Annotated in this window: 15 protein-coding genes; 9 read left to right on the plus strand and 6 right to left on the minus strand. The window is 34.5% G+C overall.

Going from position 1 to position 24,469, the window contains the following annotated elements; all coding sequences use genetic code 11:
- Nucleotides 1-103: 103 nt before the first annotated feature.
- Entirely contained in the window at nt 104-379 is a 276-nt protein-coding gene (locus NBT05_RS02900) for a co-chaperone GroES (protein WP_265771930.1), read from the plus strand.
- Between the two features lie 101 nt (nt 380-480).
- The gene (gene groL, locus NBT05_RS02905; protein ID WP_265771931.1) at nt 481-2,121 is read left to right on the plus strand and encodes a chaperonin GroEL; all 1,641 of its coding nucleotides are present in this window, start codon (nt 481-483) and stop codon (nt 2,119-2,121) included.
- Between the two features lie 93 nt (nt 2,122-2,214).
- Here groL and NBT05_RS02910 read toward each other — a convergent pair whose 3' ends face one another.
- From NBT05_RS02910 to NBT05_RS02935, 6 genes are all read right to left on the minus strand, one after another.
- Complete coding sequence (locus NBT05_RS02910; protein ID WP_265771932.1) at nt 2,215-4,845, minus strand: hypothetical protein; 2,631 nt, start codon at nt 4,843-4,845, stop codon at nt 2,215-2,217.
- 112 nt (nt 4,846-4,957) lie between these two features.
- Nucleotides 4,958-5,749 carry a GLPGLI family protein gene (locus NBT05_RS02915; RefSeq protein ID WP_265771933.1) on the minus strand — a complete coding sequence of 264 codons (792 nt, stop codon included), beginning with the start codon at nt 5,747-5,749 and terminating at the stop codon, nt 4,958-4,960.
- A 70-nt stretch (nt 5,750-5,819) separates the two neighbouring features.
- Nucleotides 5,820-6,023, minus strand: coding sequence for a hypothetical protein (locus NBT05_RS02920; protein ID WP_265771934.1), 204 nt, complete (start codon nt 6,021-6,023; stop codon nt 5,820-5,822).
- Nucleotides 6,024-6,376: 353 nt separating this feature from the next.
- Nucleotides 6,377-7,138 (minus strand): D-alanyl-D-alanine dipeptidase, encoded by a 762-nt coding sequence (gene ddpX / locus NBT05_RS02925; RefSeq protein ID WP_265771935.1) that lies wholly within the window; start codon nt 7,136-7,138, stop codon nt 6,377-6,379.
- Nucleotides 7,139-7,484: 346 nt separating this feature from the next.
- Complete coding sequence (locus NBT05_RS02930) at nt 7,485-7,997, minus strand: DUF3347 domain-containing protein (RefSeq protein WP_265771936.1); 513 nt, start codon at nt 7,995-7,997, stop codon at nt 7,485-7,487.
- A 50-nt stretch (nt 7,998-8,047) separates the two neighbouring features.
- A complete protein-coding gene (locus tag NBT05_RS02935; protein ID WP_265771937.1) occupies nt 8,048-9,259 on the minus strand; it encodes a TolC family protein in 1,212 nt (403 codons plus the stop codon).
- A 99-nt stretch (nt 9,260-9,358) separates the two neighbouring features.
- Here NBT05_RS02935 and NBT05_RS02940 point away from each other — a divergent pair, with 99 nt between their 5' ends.
- The 7 genes from NBT05_RS02940 to glpK all read left to right on the plus strand — a co-directional run bounded on the left by NBT05_RS02940 (nt 9,359) and on the right by glpK (nt 24,449).
- Entirely contained in the window at nt 9,359-9,814 is a 456-nt protein-coding gene (locus NBT05_RS02940) for a GAF domain-containing protein (RefSeq protein WP_265771939.1), read from the plus strand.
- Between the two features lie 68 nt (nt 9,815-9,882).
- The gene (locus NBT05_RS02945; RefSeq protein WP_265771940.1) at nt 9,883-10,923 is read left to right on the plus strand and encodes a GntR family transcriptional regulator; all 1,041 of its coding nucleotides are present in this window, start codon (nt 9,883-9,885) and stop codon (nt 10,921-10,923) included.
- A 358-nt stretch (nt 10,924-11,281) separates the two neighbouring features.
- A complete protein-coding gene (locus tag NBT05_RS02950) occupies nt 11,282-14,296 on the plus strand; it encodes a SusC/RagA family TonB-linked outer membrane protein (RefSeq protein WP_265771941.1) in 3,015 nt (1,004 codons plus the stop codon).
- 22 nt (nt 14,297-14,318) lie between these two features.
- Nucleotides 14,319-15,929: a RagB/SusD family nutrient uptake outer membrane protein gene (locus tag NBT05_RS02955; protein ID WP_265771942.1), complete on the plus strand. Its 1,611-nt coding sequence runs from the start codon at nt 14,319-14,321 to the stop codon at nt 15,927-15,929.
- Between the two features lie 168 nt (nt 15,930-16,097).
- Nucleotides 16,098-19,475: a CRTAC1 family protein gene (locus NBT05_RS02960; RefSeq protein WP_265771943.1), complete on the plus strand. Its 3,378-nt coding sequence runs from the start codon at nt 16,098-16,100 to the stop codon at nt 19,473-19,475.
- Nucleotides 19,472-21,241: a glycoside hydrolase family 36 protein gene (locus tag NBT05_RS02965; protein WP_265771944.1), complete on the plus strand. Its 1,770-nt coding sequence runs from the start codon at nt 19,472-19,474 to the stop codon at nt 21,239-21,241. The genes NBT05_RS02960 and NBT05_RS02965 overlap by 4 nt, the downstream gene beginning before the upstream one ends.
- A gap of 28 nt (nt 21,242-21,269) precedes the next feature.
- Nucleotides 21,270-24,449 (plus strand): glycerol kinase GlpK, encoded by a 3,180-nt coding sequence (glpK, locus tag NBT05_RS02970; protein WP_265771945.1) that lies wholly within the window; start codon nt 21,270-21,272, stop codon nt 24,447-24,449.
- Nucleotides 24,450-24,469: the final 20 nt, after the last annotated feature.

A 24,469-nucleotide genomic window follows, 5' to 3' on the forward strand; every position in this document is an offset into this window, starting at 1 on the left:
GGCATTTTTTTTTTCAATTTGTCATATCGATCCCTATGGCATAATTTCTGAAATAACCGGATTCAAACAAATTCATTAAACTTTTAAATAAAAATAATTTAAAATGGGAATTAACATTAAACCGCTTTCTGACCGAGTAGTAATTGAACCGCTACCTGCAGAAACGCAAACGGCTTCGGGCTTATTTATCCCCGACTCTGCACAAGAAAAACAACAAAAAGGAAAAGTTGCTGCCGTAGGTGGTGGTAAAAAAGACCACACCATGACCGTAAAAGTCGGAGATACGGTTTTATATGGTAAATATTCCGGTACGGAGCTAAAATTAGAAGGTACGGACTATTTAATTATGAGAGAAGACGATATTCTAGCAATCGTATAGCTATAAAACATTTCTGTATTCTAACAGAATTTTAATAACACAATCATATAAACATATTGAGAATTCTGCTTTTGTAGAATTTGAAAAAGTTAAAAGAAAAAATGGCAAAAGATATAAAATTTGATATTGAAGCGAGAGATGGCATTAAACGTGGAGTTGATGCATTAGCAAACGCGGTAAAAGTTACTTTAGGGCCTAAGGGGCGTAATGTAATTATCGGTAAATCTTTCGGAGCACCTCAGGTAACAAAAGATGGGGTTACAGTTGCTAAAGAAGTAGAGCTGGAAAACGCTCTTGAAAATATGGGAGCACAAATGGTTAAAGAAGTTGCTTCAAAAACAAATGACCTGGCTGGTGACGGTACCACTACGGCAACTGTTTTAGCCCAGGCAATTGTAAAAGAAGGCCTTAAAAACGTAGCTGCTGGTGCAAATCCTATGGATTTGAAAAGAGGGATTGATAAAGCAGTAGAAGCTATTACTAAAGACTTAGAAAAACAATCTCAAGAAGTAGGAAGTTCTTCAGATAAAATTAAGCAGGTAGCTTCTATATCAGCTAATAATGATGAAACTATCGGAGATTTAATTGCTCAGGCTTTCGGAAAAGTGGGAAAAGAAGGGGTGATCACTGTGGAAGAAGCAAAAGGAACGGATACTTACGTAGATGTCGTAGAAGGGATGCAGTTTGACCGAGGTTACTTATCTCCTTACTTTGTAACAGATAGTGAAAAAATGACAGCTGACTTAGAAAGTCCGTATATCTTACTATACGACAAGAAAATTTCGGCTATGAAAGATTTACTACCAGTATTAGAACCTGTAGCGCAAACCGGAAAGCCTTTATTAATTATTGCAGAGGATGTTGACGGAGAAGCTTTGGCTACCTTAGTTGTAAACAAACTAAGAGGTGCGTTGAAGATTGCTGCGGTAAAGGCTCCTGGTTTTGGAGATCGTCGTAAGGCAATGTTAGAAGATATTGCAATCTTAACTGGTGGTACGGTAATTTCTGAAGAAAGAGGATTTACTTTAGAAAATACAACCATTGAACATTTAGGAACCGCTGAAAAAGTAGCTATCGATAAAGATAATACTACGGTGGTTAATGGTGCTGGTGGCGAAGATTTGATTAAAAACCGGGTAAATCAAATTAAATCTCAGATTGAAACGACTACTTCTGATTATGACCGTGAGAAATTACAGGAGCGTTTAGCCAAGTTAGCTGGTGGTGTTGCGGTGCTTTACGTGGGTGCAGCTTCTGAAGTAGAAATGAAAGAGAAGAAAGACCGTGTAGATGATGCTTTACATGCTACCCGTGCAGCGGTTGAAGAAGGTATTGTTGCCGGAGGTGGTGTTGCCCTGGTACGTGCTAAATCTGATCTTAATAAGATTAAAACGGAAAACGCTGATGAAGCTACAGGAATACAAATTGTTGCCCGTGCGATTGAGGCTCCTTTACGAACTATTGTAGAGAATGCTGGTGGTGAAGGTTCCGTAGTAATTTCTAAAGTATTAGAAGGTAAAAAAGATTTTGGATATGATGCAAAATCCGAAGATTATGTGGATATGTTAAAAGCGGGTATTATTGATCCTAAAAAAGTAACCCGTGTTGCTTTGGAGAATGCAGCATCCGTATCCGGAATGATTTTGACTACCGAATGTGCATTAACAGATATTAAAGAAGATGCTCCTGCCGGAGGAGGCGGAATGCCACCGATGGGTGGAGGGATGCCGGGAATGATGTAAAATTCCTGAACGTTCTTCGAGAACAAACGAGACCCCAAAGGTTTTTAAAACCTTTGGGGTCTTTTGTTTTAATTATAAATGAGGGGCTTTATTTTAAAAACTAATATCTAAAGAAAACATTACATATCTTGGTAATAAATTACTTTGATAAATAGTAGTAGAAAAATCAGAGTTTTCTACTTGTTGAAATACAGAATTATTCAAAAGATTCTTCCCTATTAATCGACCTGATAACCACCCCTTTTTAGATTGGTATTTTAAGGTACTATCTAAAAATTGAAAGTTTTCTTTACTATTAGAATTAGGTCTAAAATAGTTGTAATTAATAGTTATTAACCAATTTTTAAATGGTTTTATAATAGCTGTAAAACCATTTATAAAAAATAGATTACTATTCAAAACTTGTTCATTTATGGAAAAGCTTGTTTTACTATAAGTAAAAGTATTTTCAAAATTAATAGGAAATCTAAACGCTGTTTTTAAAAATAGATTAGTGTTGAGATTTTGTGTTATACCATTTCTTAGTTCGGATTTATTAACTATATTATTTATTTCAGAAGTAGTATATAATACAGTTAATTTTGCTGTTGTTTTTAAAAATCTGATATATCTTTTAAGAGAAATATTTGAATAAAAGCTTGATAAATTTTTAGAAGATTGAAAATAATTTATTCTAGTAAAATTAGAGTTAATACTGAGATCAGGGATAAAAGCATTTTCTTGAAAAGTATAACCAAAATTAGTATATACGTCAATATTGTTAAATAGGTCATTCAAATAATATCCTATAGAATATTTCTGCGTTTCTATCAGATCAAGTGATAATTCATTATTAATTAAGGTTCTGCTATCAAATATAACCGGGCTAGAAAACAAATATTTGCTTTTAGGTGTAGTAAGTTCGTAACTCCCTAAAAAACTTATTTTGGAACTTTCATTTAAATGGTATTTTAATACTAGTTCAGATTCTGTTACAAAGTCTTTCTTATTTCTATTATCTAAACTCTTTAATTCCTGGTCTAAATATTTTAAAGATAATAATGGTTCGATAATCCACCTATACTTTTCGATTTTAAATGAAAATGTCGAAAAGTACTCACTTTTAATATAGTCAAAATTATTATTAAAATCAGTTTTTTGATTATCAACTAGAGTAGAAGATTTAAATGGTCTACTATCTAATTTAATTCCTATATTTAATAAATAAGAAAATGCATTTGATTTGCTAAAAAATAGAATTTCATTACTAATAAGTTGCTTTTTATATTCCGTACTTTGGACATAATCTCTGAGATTATCATCTATAAGAAAATTTCCAAATGTACTTAACTGTTGTGGAGATTTATCATTTGAAAATACAGAAATATATTGTAATGCTTTATTGATACTTAATCTATGGGTAAATTTTAATTTAGTTTTATTAAATAAATTATCAGAAGATAATCTTGTAGATAAATTAGCTCTATTATTTCTATCTAAAATAGAATTTGATTCTATATCAGATTTACTTATCGAATTTTCAAATTCAACAAGTGATTTTTTAGATAAATTGTAAGTAAATAATAGATCTAATCTTTTACTCAAGGGTTTTTTCTCTGATGAAGTAATATCAGTATATGCTATTTCGTTGCCATTTGCTAAGAAACTATTTTGGAAACTTTCTTCATTCTGAAATTCATCTCTTGTATAAAAGACATTCGTTTTAATCTTTAACTTTGGAGAAATACGATAAATAAAATTATAATTACCAAACCATTCTTGATTAATTCGAGTTCTCTGATCTGATAAAATTAAAGAATAGGACTTATCACTAAGAAGTTTTGTACTTAACAACTCTTCATTTTCTCTATTTTCGGCTGATAGATTGTCATTAAAATAATCGAAAGGGGTATTGTTTAAACCAATATTATTATAAGAAATAGATCCGAAGGATTTCAGAGACTTGGAAATTCCTAAAATATTAAAATTAAGATCATAGCTAACTCTATCACCGTATCCTATACCAAAGATTCCTGTACCAGAGTAATCAGTTTTACCTTTTTTCAGTTTTAAATTTAAAGCTACTACATTTGAATTTTCTATCCCATTTAAAAGTGGATTTTGAGAATAATTGTCAATCGCCTCAACTTGCTCTATCATATCTACCGATATATTTTTTGTTCCAATTGTATAGTTGTATCCAAATAAATCGTCTCCATCTAGATTTACTGCTTCCACAATTTTACCTCGATACTTTATCCTTCCATTTTCCGCGACTTCTATTCCCGGTAATTTTTTAATTAGATCTTCTACCTTCCGTTCAGTACCATCTTTAAAAGCCTCAGAATTAAATACAACAGTGTCTTTCTTGACTTGAAATTTTCTCTTTTCAGAAATAATTACCTCTTCTAATTCGGTAGACTTAGGAGACAATTCAAATTGAAAGATATAATTCTCACCTGTCTTTGGTGAAACTATACTATCAATATAAGATTTATAATTAAGAGCGTTGATCTGTATGTATATCTTAGACTGATATCTTTGTTTTAACTTATACTTAAAATCTCCCTTACTATCACTTAAGAAATATTCTGAAAAAGAAGTAGTATACTTTTCAGTTTTAATCAACACACTTGCTGTAGAAATAGTTTTTCCATACTTATCGATTATAGTACCTTCTAGACTCTGTGAATACAATAAATTAGAAAAGCAAAAAATAAAGTAAAACCTTATATATTCCAACATTAACTACATCTTAATAGAAAACTTTATAAATTTATAAGGTATCAAGATTATAACTAAAAAACATAAAAGTAGAGCTAAAGATTAAAAATAATATGTGAGTTTAAAGTATTCTTTAATTAATTTGTTGAAGTTCTACAACAAAATTATCAGGAATATCTATTAATCTCTTAGTAAATTCCCCTTGATCCTCGTCGTAATATATATTTGCTCCCGGAACTTGAGCAACAATTGCTAATTGATTAATTTTTAAATCAGTAGCTATTTTTGTAACATAACTTTGGTATCTATCATAAGATAATACTTTTCTTTTTTTAACTTCAAAATATTCTCTAAAATAAATTAATTTCTCTCTATTTAATTCTTTTTTTATACCTGTAAGATTAATTTCAAAAAAACCATCTTTTTCTTTAACCGCAACTATTAAACCTGGCAGTCCATGAAGTTTTAATGGTCCAAAAGAAATTGGGATTTCAGTACTGAACCAAACAGTATATTCCCTATTATTTAGTCTTAAAGTTGCTTTTATACAATTATAATTACCTATTTTTTTTTCTTCTTTAGTTATTTGCCATTTGTAACTATCATTTGAAGTTGTATATAAGACTTCTTTCCCTTTGTAATAAACAATTCTTACCTTATTCTCTGATCTATTTGAATAAATAAAGGTTGATAATTCATCATTGAGAATTAACGTTTTAAGATTATCAGGATGATTTGGAACAAACCAAGAACCTTTTTTCCTTTTATCATTTATTTTAAATACACATTCTTCACCGTCTATACACAACTTACTTTCCGAAGTAAATCCAAATTCGTCTTTAAAATTATAAGTAATTTCATAACTGCTTTGACCAAAAAATACAGAATAAAATATTAATAAAAAAAAAGTAGGTATCTTTTTCATAAACTATACTTTTAGAGTAAGCCAAGAAATGGAATTAATGACCTACTCTAATTTCTATTAATCGTTTGAATTATTCAGATAACGATTCTAGAAGATCATTTAACCTTCTAGATTGACCACAATTGTCTCCTCCTCCACATACTTCAATTCGAAATCTTCCGCCTTCATAAGTACAACAACTGAAATCTGCTTCACTAGATGGACTATTAGCATTAGTAGTTGAAAAACTCATCATAGTTCCGGCTACAAATAGCCCTAAAAAAACTTTTTTCATGTTTATAGTTTTATGTTAATAATTATAGCTTACCACATTTAGTAAATAGTGATCATTTAATTAAATATTCGCTAAACATAATAAATTTATGGGTTAAAAGTAACTAGAAAGATTTAAAGTTTATAAGGGAAAAACCATAAAATTTATGAAATTTATTCCTACAATTTCCCTTAACTAACTTCATGATGGTTTTTATACAATTATATAGAAATTCGATAATTTCATTATGTAATTTAGAATAAAAAATGAAACAGATTTAACCATTTTAAAAAGACCTCAAAAGGTTTTTAAACCTTTGGGGTTTTTTGCTTTATATTGTACAGAATAATGTACCTTAGTCGAGAATACTAATTTTATTCGCAATCCCACACAAAATCCTCAATTTCATAATCTTGTCCTAGATTGAAATTATAATGCCACCATTCAGTTGTAAAACTGGAGAAACCTGCGTTTTCCATAACGGTTTTTAAAAGTTTCCGGTTGTTTATAATTTTGGCAGGTAAATCTTTATAGGTGTGATGCGCTTTTTCGCTAAAATCATCAAAATCAGTACCCATTTCCACAACATCTCCTTTTAAATTGGTCAGAGTTAAATCTACTGCCGCTCCCCTATTATGTACAGAGCCTTGTTCTGGATCGGCTACATATTGAGGATCAGGTTGCAATTCCCACATCTTTCTTTGTACGCTTAATGGCCGGTAACAATCAAAGATTTTAAAACGATAGCCTTTTCTCATTAATTCTTTCTGCTCAGCTAATAAAGCTTTAGCCACCTCACCCCGTAACAGGCATCGCTTACAATCATACATTTGTTCACCTAAGAAATTATCAGAGGTCGCATATGGTAGGTCGATAATAAAATACGTAGATAATTTTTCCAGGTTCACAAATTCATCATCTGCAATCTGGTTTAAGTAGTCTTGCCGACTTTGTCTTGCCGAACCAAAGTCATTGCTTTGTTGTATGTTTTTTAAAACATCAGAAGCTCTTTTTTGACTATTCTTAGAATGTTCTAAAAGCGCCAATACATCCGAACTTATTGCTACTTCGCTTTCTTCTTTACAAGAAAAAAAAGTAAGTACTACAACATAAGTAATAAGTAAATTTTTGATCATATGTCTTTTCTTACAATCAATCACAATGAAATGTTGTAGTATTTTTATCCCTTCTGCTAAAGGTATTATTTTTACTTAGAACGACAGGTGTAAGCATCTAATAACTCAAATTTTAATAGAATCTTACCACGTTTAAAATCATTTGTTCTATAGAGTACTTGCATTCTCGTTAAAATCTTTGAATTCTCTTCCTTTTAACCTAGCTAATTCCAACAAACTTTTCACTTATATAAAACCAAATATTCACCTTTTTTATAAAAGACATTTATGATTACAATTCAATTTTTCCGATATAAAGATACATTTTTTTACTTACATCGCATATAAAATACTTTTCGTCGATATTTTAAGGGATAGCCGCCTTTACTTTACCGTATTCTAAATTCTTAAAACCATAATACGGATTTCTAATTTCTTTAGAGTCAGATAACCAATAACCACCTTCTCCTTCAAAAACAGCAGGACAAAACTGCAAATATATTTTGCCGGAAATTATGGTAGAAGTAGTTATAACCTTTTGCGTTTCTTCTGTTAGCGTTTTAAAAAAATCCCGTTGTTTTTGTAAATCTCTAGTCAAAGCAATTAAATTAGCCGTAGCTTCAAAAGATTGCTCATAACGATGTTGAGCCAGAAATTTTTCTAATTTTTTAGATGCTTTCCTTACTTTTTTTGGATCACTATTGACCAGGTGTTTTTTTATTTCCAAATAATTATTATATAGTTGATTAACTTTTTGGTCTGTAAATACGGCATCACTTTGATGCGTAGTACGATTAAGATTCTTTATAACTCCTCTCTCTACGGTAGTTACTTCTGTAGTAGGTTGCTTTCCTTTCTTTTCTTTTGAACAATTAACCATGAGTATACCCATAAAAAAAATTAAAATACGAAAGTAACAATTCAGCATATTCATTGTAAATAATTTAAAACAGCAGTTTGTTGAAAATAACTGGTGATGGCTTCTATTTTTTTTATTTTATACGCCGTGATTTTACGTTCCGAATCATACTTACTTTTAATGCTACTATTTTCTAATACCGACGACAACTTTTTAAGTTCATCAATAATTTCTTGATAGGCATTTAAGGAAATCCGGGCAGTTATCCTATTATTTACTGCGCTATTCAATAAGTTTTCTAATTTGATCTGCGTAGTTGTTTTATCAAAGCTATTTTTTTCTTGGGTAAGCAATAGTGCTTCTCTTTTAGTCTTACTAACACCGGAAAATACCGGAAATGAAAAAGTGGCCTTTGGCATTATAAAATCCTGACTATTATTTCCTGTTAAGTTTGTATTTTCATCAATAATAAAATAATCTAATCCTAGGGATAACGCAACTGTTTTTTTATGAGTATCAAGTTGGATCCTATCCTCATACAATTTTTCTTCTAAATCAAAAGTCATCATTTCCGGATGATAGGTAATATCTTCTAGTAATAAGGTAGGTTCCTCTTCCGGAAGGTATAAATTATCCGGAATAACGAGGGCTTCAAAACCATCTCTACCCAGCATTACATTAAAATTTGCTTCTTCGTTTAATAAAGATCCTTTTAACAGTTCGATAGCATTTTGCACTTCGTTTTTTTCAACTTGTAGCATAAGCCTGGTTACCTGTAAATTCTGCGTACTATCCACCTGTAGAGTATCCATATATTGGTCTACCACATCTAACTGCTTTTTTAAAATTCTAATCTTTGCCTTATGCTCGTATAATTTATAGTATAACCGCTCTAATTTCAAAAAGAATTTTTTCTGAAAAACTTCAAGAATATGACCATTTTTTTCTTTTTGTACCTGAGCAATTTTTTTCTGCTTTTTAAGATATCCGAGAATTGGAACCGGTTGTGAAATACCTACTACCGCTTGTACATCTCCATCGACTATACCCGGATTATTGATAAAATAGCCGGATGAAACTTCTGTATTTCCCCAGGATATTTTTTGTTTAGCTACCACTTCATCAATTCTATGACCTGTTTTTAAAGCTTGTAATTCACTATTATTTGCTAAAGCCTCTTGTTTGTATTCTTGTATAGATTGTGCGGATATGTAAATGCCACTAAACAAAAAAGTTATTAAAACTAATGTATTTTTATAGCATAGAGAATATAATGATTTCATGTATGGTTAAAATAGAGTTAGTACACTTATTTTACTGCAAAAGTCTATATTTAAACAAAGTTACCTTCATAAATTTGAACTATTTTTGTCAAAAAAGCGATGATTTTTGACGAGTTAAGACCTAAAATACAAAAATTGATACAAGAGCAGCATATTTCAGTAACAGACCGACTGCACCAAATATGTGTTTTACTAAAAGAAGAAGTGGCTCATTATGACTGGGTAGGATTCTATTTTAAAAATGGAGATAAAAAAGAATTAAAATTGAAAACTTACGTAGGGGCACCTACCGATCATGAAATCATACCTTTTGGAAAAGGGATTTGCGGACAAGTAGCAGAATCTAATCAGAATTTTGTAGTTCCGGATGTACAAGCACAGGATAATTATATTGCTTGTAGTATTTCTGTAAAATCAGAAATAGTCATTCCTCTATTTAAAAATGGCGAAAATATTGGTCAGATTGATATAGATTCGAATCAAAAAGATCCGTTTACCGAAGCAGACGAGCGTTTTCTTGAATTTGTTAATAAAGAAGCGGCTAAAATGCTTTGATTGAATTAGGAAAATCAAAAAATAGATAAGAACTATGATGTCCGGACGTTTTTCGGAATAACAATACTATGCCAAAGAAAACCCCAAAATCCATCTTACCCCTGGTACAAAAGATCTACGATCTACAAAATATAAATTCTATTTCCAAACATGAACAGATCGTTCATGGTATTATAAATGCTATTGATTCCGGAATTTTAATCGCTGGTGATAAGCTACCTTCTATTAATGAAATGGTTGCAGAAATAGGTTATGCCCGGAAGACTTTTGTAAAAGCTTATACCGAACTTAAAGAGCGAGGACTTGTAGAATCTAAAAATTTAAAAGGATACTACATCATCAGTACCGAAACTAATGTAACCCTAAAGGTAGCACTCATCCTCTTTGCCTTTCATAGTTTTCAGGAAGACTTTTATAATACCTTCAGAAAGGAGCTGGGAGAAAAGTTTCATATTGATATATTCTTTCATCATAATAATATTGACCTATTTCGTACCATACTTAATAATATTTCAGGGAAATACGGTATGTACGTCATTGCTCCTATCCAACAGGAAGCTACCATTACTTTATTAAAAAAAATATCAGCAGACCGTTTACTTATTGTAGACCGTTTTATTAAAATGCCCAGTGATTATTCTTATATTTCGCAAGAGTTTGAAGAAGTAACCTATCAAAAATTAGTCGGCTTAACTTCAAAAATTAAGAAATACGATCGATTTGTTTTATTTTATAAGAAGCAGGCAGATTATCCGCAAGGGATTTTAAAAGCTTTTAAAAGATATTGTGAAGACTTTGATATCAATGGAAATATAAAAGAAAGTTACGAGGAAGGCTCCCTCGAGAATCATACAGCTTATTTCTTTATTAGTGATTCACAACTATGGAAAGTACTAAAAGACGTACGTACGATGAACTATCACATAGGAAAAGATATTGGCGTATTAGCTCATGATGATAATATTGTAAAAGAATTAACCTTTGGCGGAATTACAACCATATCAACAAACTTTAGCGAAATGGCAAAAAAGGCCGCTCTTTTTATAAAAAAAGGAAAAAGAATACAAGAAATTGTTCCTACCTACTTGTATCAACGCAATTCTTTATAACCTACCTATGTTCCATTTTGGAAGTAAATGATAAAACTTTAAAGCTTTGAGGTATCAACTAAAATTGTAGCTAATTGCTATCCATAACTACTTCATCACATACCTGATTTCTCTATTTAAATTCTTTATAACATTTATACCACACCTTCTCTCAAAAATAAATTTCTTTTTAGACTTATACTTCTAGTTATTATATAATTGTTTTTTAACGTTTATATTGAAAAAATGATAATTAAATTGAATAAAATTAAGTTTATGAAAAAAATTACTATATATTTGTCAAGTAGCATAGAGTATCATAGCACTATAAAAATACTTTTACTACTTCGCAATAACAAACTTTATAAACACCTATTATATGAAGCAAAAACTCTTTACATCCATAATGATTACGATGCTTATGGGGATCACTACTTGTGTTCATGCGCAAATTACAGTGACAGGTATCGTAAGTGAAGCTAACGGACCCTTACCGGGCGTAAATATTTTAGTTAAAGGAACGCAAAATGGAACTACATCGGATTTTGACGGTGTCTATACACTTACGGATGTAGCAGAAGATGCCACTCTTATTTTTAGCTATATTGGTTTTGTATCTGTTGAGATTCCGGTAAACGGACAAAATGAAGTCAACATTACCTTACAAGAAGACGCCGCAGCATTAGATGAAATCGTCATTGTAGGATATGGTTCTGAAATTAAAAGAGATTTAACTACTGCCATATCCTCTATAAAAGGTGATGAAGTTACAGAAACAGCAGTGGCTAGTAATCCGGTTACCGCACTACAAGGTAAAGTCTCAGGGATTCAGGTAGAAAGCTTTGGAGGTCAACCGGGCGGTAGGGCTAATGTATTTATCCGGGGTGTGAATTCACTTAGTAATGCCAACCCGTTGTTTATTGTAGATGGACTTTTTGTAGATAATATGCAGTATATTAACCCCAACGATATTGAAGAAATTTCTATTCTTAAAGATGCAGCAGCCGCAGCCATTTACGGAGCCAGAGCTGCTAATGGCGTAGTATTAATTAATACAAATCACGGAAGAAAAGAACAAGATATTGAAGTAAAATTAAACACAAAAGTAGGAGTTGACACTCCCAGTAAACGACTGGATTTTATTGACGGACAACAATATACGGATTATCTTAATCAGCGTTTTGCCAATGATGGTTCAGAAACCCGGGTGGACTGGAATGGGGTAAATACGGACTGGCAAGATGAAAATTTATCCAGTGCCTTAGTGGAAGATTACGGATTTTCAATATCCGGAGGTGGACAAAAGTCTTCGCATTTTGTATCTGCAAATTATTTTAAACAAGATGGTATCCTGGTAGGTTCCGGTTTTGAAAGGATCAATTTTAGAATTAATAATAAATTTGAATTTGGAAAAATACGGGTCACGCAATCTGCAGGTATTACACAGGGCAAACTGCAACAAAATAACTGGTATGGATTTGATGGTACTACCGCCCCTACCATAGCCCGTACAAATGAAGCTAATGAAGGTGGCTTTGATGGTCCTAATACTCCGGTACAGGGACCAGGAGGGGTCAATCAATTTGCTTTAGCCAGTTTGGAAAACAACCTTACTACCACCCGAACTTTATTTGGGACTGCTAAGTTTGATTATGACATTAATGAACATTTTACCGTATCAGCAAATTTTGGAGTAGATTATATAACCAATCGGGTTTTTCAGTTTACACCTACTTTTGTCATGAGTGAGACCATTGATCCGGTACGTAATTTTAACGAACTTAATGATCTGACAGATTTTAGAGAAGATGCCCTGAACCTGTTGGTAGAACCTACATTAACCTACAACCAGGAGTTTGATAAACATAAAGTTTCCGGAGTTTTAGGATATACTTATTTTCTGGAAAATGTAAATAGTAGTGGCTTGTATGGACAAGGAACACCTTCTAATGCCATCCAGGTGGTAAGTGCGTTGCCGGCAAATGAGCAGATTGTTCTTTTAGGTGAAAATAGTACGGCAGGGCTGGAATCTGTATTCGGACGGTTTAATTATAATTTTGATAGCCGTTATTTGTTTTCGGCTACCTTACGTAGAGATGCGTCGTCTCGTTTTGCTAAAGACAATCAAGTAGGTTACTTTCCTTCCTTCTCTGCCGGATGGAATGTAAGTAACGAATCTTTTTGGCAGTCAGAAACTGTTAATTATTTTAAACTACGTGCTTCTTACGGAGAACTGGGTTCGTACCCTGATGTTTTTTACCCTACTATTGATGTATTTTTAAGTAATCGATCCAATACTACTTTTAATAGTCAATTAGCCAGCGGATTAGCAAGAACAACGCTAGCAGATCCTAATTTAATATGGGAAACCACAAAAACCTTTGATATTGGGGCGGATGTATCCTTTTTAAATAATAAAATTAATTTTTCTATGGACTACTACGCAAAAGATATAGAAGATGTATTAGTAGATATTGCCGTACCTGCTACTTCCGGTATTGACCTTCCGGTTACCCGAAATGCCGGGGATTTAGTAAATCAGGGGTTAGAATTTAACGTGGACTATAAAAAGAGGGAAGGTGATTTTACGTTTACCGTTGGGACTAACTTCTCATTTAACCTTAAGAGTGAAGCAGGAGACATTCCTAATCCAATCTTAGGCCCTGCCATTGACGAAGATTTACGAGTGGTAAACAGAACTGTGGCCAATGAACCCATCGGATCCTTTTACGGATTTAAAGTAGAAGATAAAGTAAATCCTGAAACCGGGGATTTTGTTCGGATTGACGTAAATGGTGACGGTACGGTAGATGCCGATGATATTACGAATATAGGAAACCCAATTCCTGATTTTACGTACGGGTTAAACTTTAATGCGGATTATAAAAACTTTGATTTCACTGTAAATTTTAATGGAGTTCAAGGAAATGAAATTTATAATTTAAGCCGTTATTATAATATCTTATGGCAAGATGGGGGGAAATTAACAGAAGTGTTAGATTCCTGGACTCCTACTAATACGGATACAAGTATTCCTCGAGCTACGGTAAGTGATGGTCAGGATAATAAAGCCCCCTCTTCCTTCTTTGTAGAAGACGGATCTTATCTACGTTTGAAAACGCTGGAGGTCGGTTATAATTTTCCGGAAAGTGTCATAGGTGACAAATTAATTAAGAATTTAAGATTATCGCTCAATGTGCAAAATGTTTTTGTCATCACCAGTTACAGTGGATACGATCCCGATGTTTCTTCTACGGATGGTGGTCGTGCCAGTCTTAATTCTGGGGTTCCGGGAGTTCGTGTTCCCGTAAATCCATTGTTAGGTCGTGGATTAGATGCCCGGGCTTATCCCAATGCCAGGACTTTTCTATTTGCAATCCAGGCTACATTTTAAAAAGTTGTAAAAGTATCGAATTATGAAAAAATTAATAAACATAAAAACAAAAGTAACAATGACAGCGGTTGTCCTTGTTGCATTAGTCTTAGGCTGTTCGGATGAATTACTTGAGCAAAATAATAACAACGGTACCTCTAGTGATAACTTCGGAACTTCACCGGAACAGGTAGAAGCTGCGGTTAATGGTGCTTTTCATCCGCTAACTACTGCTTTCTTTTGGGGTAGAATTATACATACGGGAGCCTTTTTACGATCTGATGAATACAACGTATTTGAATTTGCTTCTAATACGGCTATGGCAGGTTTGAATGCAAATCCGGGAGATCGGTGGGCATTAGAACCCTGGCAACAACTTTACAAGTCCATTGGCAGATGTAATACTATTATCAATCGGGTAACCGCAGAAGGAATTCCGGATGAGACCGTTCGGAATCAATTAGTAGGTCAAGCCTATTTTTTAAGGGCTTTTGACTATTGGTACTTACTCAATTTATATGGTAATATCCCAAAGATAACTGAAGAACCAAACCTTGATGATTTAGCAGTGTCACAAGCAGATCCTAAAGAAATCTGGGAACTTATTTTAGATGACTTAACTAAAGCAGAAGAAATGCTCCCTGAATCCTGGACAAGTGAAAATCTAGGAAGACCTACTTCCTTAGCCGCTACTGCTTTAAAGGGGAAATCTTATCTCTATCGAGAAGAATGGGAAGAAGCAGAACAAGCTTTCCGGGAGGTAATAAATTCAGGAAACTATGCGCTTTTACCCGGAACACAATTTGACAATAATTTTTCTCAGGAAAATGAAAATAATATAGAATCTGTCTTTGAATTACAGTTCTTGGGTCAGCAAACCTTTGTTTGGGGTACTGATATTCCTGGAACCGGTACTATGGGTAATTATCACATTGATTATGCACCACCAGCCAAAACTCCGGACAGAGGACATGTAATCAACCCCTGGTTGAGAGATTTGTATGAAGCAAATAACGATGAACTTAGAAGAAATGCAACGCTTGTTTATGATTATCCCGGAGCTACCGGTTACGGAGGTTTATCTTATCAAGAAGATTTTGTGACTCCCAGAATGGATGCGGATGGTAATCCTATGGAAACTGATGTACAAATAGCTACACAAGCAAATGTAGCTCCTATATTTTCCAAAAAATATACGGGCATGGATATCGGACTTCGGGAAGAAGTCGATTTTTTAGGAACTAATGTTGGGAACAACTGGCGAATCATTCGGTACGCAGATGTTTTATTAATGATGGCAGAAGCTTTAAACGAACAAAATAAAACGGGAGATGCCGAGATGTTTATCAATATGGTCAGAGAACGTGCGAATTTAACACCGCTTAGCGGATTGTCACAATTGGATATGATGCAAGCGATCATAGATGAGCGAGCGATGGAACTGGCAGGAGAAGGACACCGTTTCTTAGACCTGGTAAGGTGGGAACTAGCAGATGACTATTTAGGCCCTAACTCTTTACACGGTACAGGTTCCAATCATCCTAAGTCCTTAGTAGGAGGAACTTTTGTTTCAGGGCGGGATGAACTTATCTGGATTCCTATCGGTGAAATTTCGTCGAATCCCAGTTTAGAACAGAACCCGGGTTATCAATAAGAACAACTATTAGCCAGATAATTTGTGCTATTTTTATGGCTACTTAGTTAGGTGAATTTCTATTATTTGATGTTGATGTAGCTATAAAATACCAGGTAGTTCTATAAAGTATCTACCTGGTTTTAATCCTGTTTTTATCTTTCGCTATTGAAAAGAGTTATTTTTTATATGAGTGTATTATTACTTTTATGTTGCTGTAAAAAGGAATTCCTTTTTTCTTCTAATACGCTATTTACTCAGGTTCCTATCTCAAAATCCGGTATTGATTTTAGAAACACTATCACTGAAAATGATGCTATCAATGTAGCTGACTTTCAGTATTGTTATAATGGAGGAGGCGTAGGTATTGGCGACTTCAATAATGACGGATTACCAGATATTGTTTTTTCCGGCAACCAGGTTTCCAGTCGGTTGTACCTTAATACCGGAGATTTAACTTTTAAAGATATTTCAAAAGAAGCAAACTTTACCACTGATACCTGGGTAACAGGAATTAGTATTGTAGATATAAACACCGACGGTTTTGACGATATTTATCTGAACGTAGGGGGACCTGCTTGCGAAAATAGTCCTTGCACCAACCTTTTATTTATCAATCAGGGCGTTGATGAGAGCGGTATACCTCGTTTTATCGAAAAAGCTAGAGAATTTGGATTGGATGATTCCGGGTATAGCCAACAAACTGTCTTTTTTGATTATGACTTAGACGGAGATTTGGATGCTTTTATAATTCATAATGGGAATACCAAAAGAGATAGAAATACGCCGTTACCTAAAAGATATTTTCCGGAACATCTGAAGGATAAACTTCTGGAAAACCAAAAGGATTCGACGAATAATCAAGCATATTTTAAAGATGTATCAGAAGACGCCAGTATTATCCATAAGGGTTTTAGCCTGGGAGTAGCCATTCATGATTTTAATAATGACCATCTGCCTGATATTTATGTAAGCAATGATTTTATTACGAATGATCTGGTTTATATCAATCAGGGTACTAATACAGCAGGTATTCACCAAGGTTTTAAAAATATTGGAAAAGAGTTCTTAGCAAAACAAAGTTTTAATGCCATGGGAACGGATGTTGCAGATTATAATAATGATTTATGGCCGGATATAGTAGTGGTAGATATGCTCCCAAATGATTACGAACGACAGAAAAAAATGTTGGGATTCCATAATTATGACAAATATTTGTTGAGCCTTCAAAACGGCTATACTCCCCAATACATTCATAATACCTTACAACACCATAATGGCATGCTGGGTACTAATTTAATTCCCACTTCTGAAATAGGGGTTGCTGCCGGTATTTCCAGTACGGATTGGAGTTGGGCGCCCTTATTAGCAGATTATGATAATGATGGAGATAAAGATCTATACATTACAAATGGTTATGTTAAGGATATTACCGATCTGGATTTTATCAATTATTCCAAGCAAAATAATATGTTCGGAACCCCGGGTTCTCAAAAGGAAAAATTAAAAAAGTTGGTCCACGAACTCCCCGGAATCTACCTTCCTAATTACAGTTTTAAAAATAACAAGCAACTAGAGTTTGAAAATAGTTCGGCAGAATGGTTTCCGGCGACACCTTCTTTTTCAAACGGAGTGGCTTATGCGGATCTCGATCTTGATCATGATTTAGACCTTATTGTCAATAACATCAACGATCCTGCATTTATTTTTGAAAATCATACAAACGATCATAATGTTTCCACTCATTTTATACGGATTAAGTTAGAAGGTACTAAAGAAAACAAAAAAGGGATTGGTGCCAATATACATGTATGGACACAGGAATCCGTACAACAACAGTATGTTTCTACCATTAGAGGATATTTATCCTCTGTAGAACCTATCGCCCATTTTGGATTACCTTCTGATCGTATTGATTCTTTACAAGTACAATGGCCGGACGGTAAAATTTCAACTTTAAAAGATGTACAGGCTAACCAGGTAATTACAATAAGTTATACTACTGCCACAGATCAAAAGATTACCCTACCGGAAGCACCCCTGTTTCAATTAGAAAATAACATCTTTACTTTTAAGCATCAGGAGAATTATTATAATGATTTTACCTATCAATCGCTACTCCCCTACCAGTCTAATGCAAATGGGCCTTGTCTAAGTATTGCTAATATAAATCAAACCCCTGGGGAAGAAATATTTATAGGAGGTAGCAAAGGAGTACCGGGTAGTATTTTGGCACAGGATGACCAGGGAACCTATAAAATAATTCAGGAATTAGATAGTGAATTTGAAGATCAAACTTCACAATTTGTAGACATAGACCAGGATGGTGATCAGGATTTGCTAGTAGGGAGCGGAGGTACTGAGACTAAAACAGACACTGCTCAGTTTCAGGATCGAATTTATTTAAATAATGGTAAGGGCTTTTTTACCCGAGATACCAGCAGTGTATTCTCTAAGTTAAAAACTAATTCAAGATGTATTGCAGTAACTCAGGATCAATCAGACGCTAATTCTTATATTTTTATAGGAGGCGGAGTACTCCCAAATGCTTATCCCAAAGCAGCTAGAAGCTATATAATTAAAAATCAAAAACATGTAAGTACCCTACAATTTGACGGTATCGTTACAGATGCGATTTGGACAAAGCTTTTAACAGATTCCAAAGAAGAATTAGTCATCGCCGGTCATTGGATGCCTTTAACCCTAATGCAAATAGAAAATAATAATCTTAAAGAAATTCCGGTACAATGGCAAGATAAAGCCGGTCATCCCTTAGAAATGTCAGGTTGGTGGAATACCGTAAAGATGGCTGATTTTGATAATGACGGTGATATGGATCTAATCGCGGGTAATCAGGGAATTAACGGTTTTATAAGATCGGAGTTTAAAAAACCACTGTATATTTATAAGGAGGATTATGATCAAAACGGAAGCGTTGATCCCATTTTAGCTAAATACTTTCTTTCAGGAACAGATACTTTATTGCAACCTATTCATACGCGTGATGATGTAATGAAACAACTGGTAAGCCTCAAGAAAAATTATTCTACTTACACCCAATTTTCTAAAGCTACTTTTCAGGAATTACTTGAGATCACCGATCTTAAAAGCCAAACCTTACAAGCCTCCGTGTTTGAATCTGTTTATGCTGAAAATGTTGGGAATTACACCTTTAGAGTACATGCTTTACCCCCAGCCTGCCAGATAGCTCCGATCAATGATTTTGTGATCGAAGATTTTAATCAGGATGGTTATCCGGATGTATTGGCTGTTGGTAATAATTATTCTTCTGAAGCTAATTACGGACGACAGGATGCATCTAACGGGTGGTACTTACAAGGAAGTGCTGACGGATTTACACTTGTTCCTAATAGTAAAAGCGGATTTATAGTTTCCGGACAGTCCAATCATATGGCGCTGTTATCTGATCAGTACCAAAGAAAAAGGGTAATTGTGACACAAAATAATGATAGTATAAAAAGTTTTATGTATGCAAATCCTAATCATCAGGCGAATTTTGCACAAAGTAATACCCCTTCTAAGAAAATCAAAAACACCTCTTTATGATTAAAGAAGATTATAAGCATCACATCGATATTTATAAAAATACGGATCAGGTTAAAGTAGCTATTTCTTTAACTGATCAAAAAGATGGAAAATCGATCTATACCATTCGTATTAGTGCAGATGAAACTTTTGATCCCAGCCCAATTACCTTACGCTGGAAAATTCCTGCAATTAATGTAAAAGGAGTCTGGAAACCTACCACGGATTTTTCAAAAAGAATTATGGACGATTGGGAACTGGATCACCTGGAATCCCGAATATCTGTGGATGCTCCGGTTATCTCTGTATTTGGTCATAAAGATGAAAATACAATTACTTTTGCCTGTTCTGATGCGATTAATACGACTCAATTAAATGCACTTTACCGAGAGGAAGATAATCATATTTATTGCCATATTTCGCTATTTGTAGAAAGACATCCTACTATCAAGGAATACACTACACAACTTTATATAGATCAGAATAAACAACATTTTTCAAAATCTTTGACCGCTGTGAGTAAATGGTGGGAAACTTTTGAACAACTTGCCCCCATTCACACACCTCAATTGGCAAAAGTACCGGTTTACTCCACTTGGTATCAGTTTCATCAAAAATTAGATGCACAGGAACTTATAGAAGAATGTAAAATAGCTAAAACACTCGGATATCAGTTAATAATCCTGGATGACGGATGGCAAACCAAAGATGAAAACAGGGGTTACGATTATACCGGTGACTGGCAGCCCGATCGTTTCCCGGATATGAAAAAGTTCGTAGAGGATATTCACCATACAGGGATGAAACTGGCTTTATGGTATTCTGTTCCTTTTTGCGGAAAAAAGTCTAAAGCTTATCAAACATTTAAAGGCAAGTTTTTAACCGAAGAACATCGGTGGGCACCGGTTTTTGACCCTAGATATCCCGATGTACGAGCTTATCTTATTCGGATTTATACGGATGCACTTAGGGAATGGAATATTGACGGATTTAAACTGGATTTTATAGATGAATTCAGAGTATATCCTTCTACCCGACTTACCTTAGCCGAGGGTAGGGATTATGCCTCTGTCAACCTTGCGGTAGATCGTTTGATGACTGATATTATCCAGGCTTTACATCGTATCAATCCGGAGGTGATTATTGAATTCAGGCAAAAATACACGGGGCCAGCCATGCGAAAATATGGCAATATGTTTCGCGCTTTTGATTGTCCGGGAGATACCGTGATGAACCGTGTCCGGATTACGGATATTAAAATGCTTTGTGGTACTACTGCAGTTCATAGCGACATGTTTACCTATCATCCGGAAGAACCCCTGGAGATGAAAGCTTTGCAAATTCTTAATACCTTATATGGCGTACCCCAACTTTCCGTACGTTTAAAAAACGCTACTTCGGAAGAATTAGCCATGATCCGTTTTTACACCTGCTATTGGTCTAATAACGCCCATATATTATTAGACGGAAATTTCGAACCAAAAAATCCTTTATCTAATTACCCGATTTTAAAATCTTCAAATAAAGAATTGGCTATTATAAGCATATATGAAGATCAGGTTTTATATCTTGAAGAAGAAACATTAAATATTGATATTATAAATGCCAAAATGTCCTCTGAAGTAATTATACGTAGTGCTAAAAATTACGGGACGTATCATTGTGAAGTATATGATTGTAAAGGAGAAAAAACCAAAGATCAGGATATAAAATTATACATCGGAGTACAACAAATTAATGTACCACCAGCCGGTTTAATTCAATTAAAAAAAGTTGCTAAAAGTTAAATTACCCTATTAAAAAAGACCTATCCCTATGAACACATCTTATATTATCGCCTTCGATCAGGGAACTACAAGTACCAGAGCAATTCTATTTAACGAGAAAGGTAAGATTTGTGGTATTTCGCAAAAAGAACTTAAACAATATTACCCTAAACCGGGCTGGGTAGAACATAATCCCCTGGAAATTTATCAAGATCAGCTAGAAGTATTTACCGAAGTAATTAAAACTTCAGGTATTCGTCCGAAGGAGATCGCAGGGATAGGAATTACGAATCAAAGGGAAACCACCGTGGTCTGGGATAAACATACCGGTGAACCCATTTATAATGCAATCGTCTGGTTAGATAAAAGAACTACTGTCATCTGTGAAGAATTAAAGGAATCCGGTATCGAAGCCTACGTTAATAAAAATACCGGTTTAATTATAGACTCTTATTTTTCGGGCACTAAACTTAAGTGGATTTTAGATAATGTAGCAGGTGCCAGGAAAAAAGCTGAAAACGGAGACTTATTATTTGGTACCATAGATACCTGGCTGATCTGGAAATTTACCAAAGGAGCAAAACATGTTACGGATCATTCAAATGCATCAAGAACTTTACTTTATAATATTTTAAATTTGGAGTGGGATGCTACTTTGCTACAAGCGTTAAAAATACCTGATTCCATGCTACCTGAAGTACAACATTCTTCTTCAGCCTTTGGAAGCATTTTGTATGAACAATATGAAATTCCAATTTACGGAGTAGCCGGGGATCAACAGGCTTCGTTGTTTGGGCAAGGTGGATATAAATCCGGTATTGCTAAAAATACCTACGGTACCGGTTGTTTTACGTTACTCAATACCGGAAAAAAACCTTATACTTCTAAAAACGGCTTATTAACTACCCTATGTTGTACCTTACCCGAGGTTCCGGTTAAATATGCCCTAGAAGGAAGCATTTTTGTGGGGGGTGCTTCGGTAAAATGGCTTCGGGATCAACTACAACTTATCAATAAAGCTGCTGATACTGAAGAAATTTGTATAACTACCCCTTCTACCGATGGACTTTATGTAGTACCTGCCTTTGCCGGACTAGGTGCTCCTCATTGGGATATGGATGCAAAAGGTGCTATCTACGGGTTATCTTTGGATTCCGGTAAAAATGAAATTATTAAAGCTACGGTAGATGCCATAGCGTATCAAACCAGGGATGTGCTTGATGCTATGATTGAAGATAGCGGTAAATTGATGAAAGAATTAAAGGTAGACGGTGGTGCTTCGTCAAACGACTACCTGATGCAATTCCAGGCTGATATTCTTAACGTAACCGTAGATCGTCCTAAAATGCTAGAGGTTACTGCTTTTGGCGCGGCTTTATTAGCAGGTATCAAAGCAGGAATCTGGACTAAAAAGAACAGTGCTGCCATACGGGAAACAGACCGGAAATTTAAACCCAATATTACCGAACATGAACGTAATCGTAAATATATAGGTTGGCAGGATGCCGTAGAACGTACCAAAAGCACCAATGCTAAACTGTTATCCAATCAGGAGGAAGGCCCGGTTCGGTTTTCTATCCTGGATCGTAAGCGGCATATACAATTGGCTCAACGTACTAAATATGACCTGATTGTCATTGGGGGTGGCGTGACGGGGGCAGGTATTGCACTGGATGCAGCTTCCAGAGGTTTGCAGGTTTGTCTAATTGAAAAAAACGATTTTGCTTCGGGTACCAGTAATAAGTCGACCAAGTTAATCCATGGAGGCTTACGGTATTTAAAGCAAATGGAAATCGGACTGGTTAAAGAATCCGGTAGTGAACGTGCTATGGTTCATAAATTGGCACCTCACCTGGTAGTTCCTGAAAAGATGTTACTCCCCTTAATCGAAGGAGGTACGTATGGAAAAATGATGACTGCCATAGGATTAAAAGTATATGATTTTTTAGCAAATGTAGAGGGAGATGATAAGCGGAAAATGCTCAGTGCACAAGAAACTTTAGCAAAAGAACCTTTACTATCCAGCGCAAAATTGACCGGTGGCGGGTATTATGCAGAGTATCGTACGGATGATGCCCGTCTTACCGTAGAACTTTTAAAAAAAGCAGCCTTTTATGGCGCTACTATTATTAATTATTGTGAGATGACCTCTTTTCAATATGATGAAGAAGGAAAAATTAAAGGCTTACTTTGTTTGGATCACAATAATCAAAAGAAATTTAAGATAAAAGCAAGAAATTACGTATCCGCTGCCGGTCCCTGGGTAGATTTACTCCGGGAGAAAGATCATTCGATGACTCATAAACACCTCCATCTTACTAAAGGTGTTCATATTGTCTTTTCCCGTGAAAAATTTCCGTTAACCCAGGCTATTTATTTTGATGTACCCGATGGCAGAATGATTTTTGCAATTCCGCGAGGACGGGCCACTTACGTAGGTACTACAGATACGAATTACAACGCTAACCTGAATCGTGTGGTTGCAACTCATGATGATGCTATTTACCTGCTGGATGCAATAAATAACATGTTCCCAAGTCTTCAGTTACAACTGGAAGATATTGAATCAAATTGGGCGGGCTTACGTCCGTTGATCCATGAAGACGGAAAAGACCCTTCGGAATTATCCAGAAAAGATGAAATATTTATTTCAAAAACCGGACTTATTTCTATTGCAGGAGGTAAACTAACTGGCTATCGAAAAATGGCGCAACGTGTTATTGACACGGTCTTAAAAACAATGAATGAGAAAAAAAGAGAACAATTTTCGAAATCATTTACTCAAAACATTCCTTTAACCAGTGACCCACTTAAAGATTCTAAGGAAGTAGAAACTTATACTAATGAAATTACTCGTAGGTTAAAAGATATGGGCGTGGAAGATCCTTATTACGGATGGTACCTCACGACAACTTATGGTAAGCAGACGGACTACATTCTCAATAAAGTTTCGTATTTTTTAAATGACGATATACAGGAGAAATTGATTCGGGCGGAAGTTTGGTACGGGGTGCACCACGAGATGGTAAATAGTTTGTCTGACTTTTTCGTAAGAAGAACAGGACGTTTGTATTTTGATATACACAGTGTGTATGATTTTAGGCAATTAGTACAAGAAGATCTTATTAAATACCTGGGCTGGGATGAACAATGTTTAAAAGACGAAAATGAATATTTAGACTTATTGCTACAAGATGCTTCTACTTATTATGAAGAAGAAGTGGTATAAAAAGTAGTTTAAACTTTAAC

The organism is Aquimarina sp. ERC-38 (assembly GCF_026222555.1).
Classification (GTDB): Bacteria; Bacteroidota; Bacteroidia; order Flavobacteriales; family Flavobacteriaceae; genus Aquimarina.

Excerpts from the sequence above, each read along its gene's own strand:
- NBT05_RS02900 (WP_265771930.1), top strand. The coding sequence starts at position 104 with ATGGGAATTAACATTAAACCGCTTTCTGACCGAGTAGTAATTGAACCG.
- groL (WP_265771931.1), top strand. The coding sequence starts at position 481 with ATGGCAAAAGATATAAAATTTGATATTGAAGCGAGAGATGGCATTAAA.
- NBT05_RS02910 (WP_265771932.1), bottom strand. The coding sequence starts at position 4,845 with ATGTTGGAATATATAAGGTTTTACTTTATTTTTTGCTTTTCTAATTTA.
- NBT05_RS02915 (WP_265771933.1), bottom strand. The coding sequence starts at position 5,749 with ATGAAAAAGATACCTACTTTTTTTTTATTAATATTTTATTCTGTATTT.
- NBT05_RS02920 (WP_265771934.1), bottom strand. The coding sequence starts at position 6,023 with ATGAAAAAAGTTTTTTTAGGGCTATTTGTAGCCGGAACTATGATGAGT.
- ddpX (WP_265771935.1), bottom strand. The coding sequence starts at position 7,138 with ATGATCAAAAATTTACTTATTACTTATGTTGTAGTACTTACTTTTTTT.
- NBT05_RS02930 (WP_265771936.1), bottom strand. The coding sequence starts at position 7,997 with ATGGTTAATTGTTCAAAAGAAAAGAAAGGAAAGCAACCTACTACAGAA.
- NBT05_RS02935 (WP_265771937.1), bottom strand. The coding sequence starts at position 9,259 with ATGAAATCATTATATTCTCTATGCTATAAAAATACATTAGTTTTAATA.
- NBT05_RS02940 (WP_265771939.1), top strand. The coding sequence starts at position 9,359 with ATGATTTTTGACGAGTTAAGACCTAAAATACAAAAATTGATACAAGAG.
- NBT05_RS02945 (WP_265771940.1), top strand. The coding sequence starts at position 9,883 with ATGCCAAAGAAAACCCCAAAATCCATCTTACCCCTGGTACAAAAGATC.
- NBT05_RS02950 (WP_265771941.1), top strand. The coding sequence starts at position 11,282 with ATGAAGCAAAAACTCTTTACATCCATAATGATTACGATGCTTATGGGG.
- NBT05_RS02955 (WP_265771942.1), top strand. The coding sequence starts at position 14,319 with ATGAAAAAATTAATAAACATAAAAACAAAAGTAACAATGACAGCGGTT.
- NBT05_RS02960 (WP_265771943.1), top strand. The coding sequence starts at position 16,098 with ATGAGTGTATTATTACTTTTATGTTGCTGTAAAAAGGAATTCCTTTTT.
- NBT05_RS02965 (WP_265771944.1), top strand. The coding sequence starts at position 19,472 with ATGATTAAAGAAGATTATAAGCATCACATCGATATTTATAAAAATACG.
- glpK (WP_265771945.1), top strand. The coding sequence starts at position 21,270 with ATGAACACATCTTATATTATCGCCTTCGATCAGGGAACTACAAGTACC.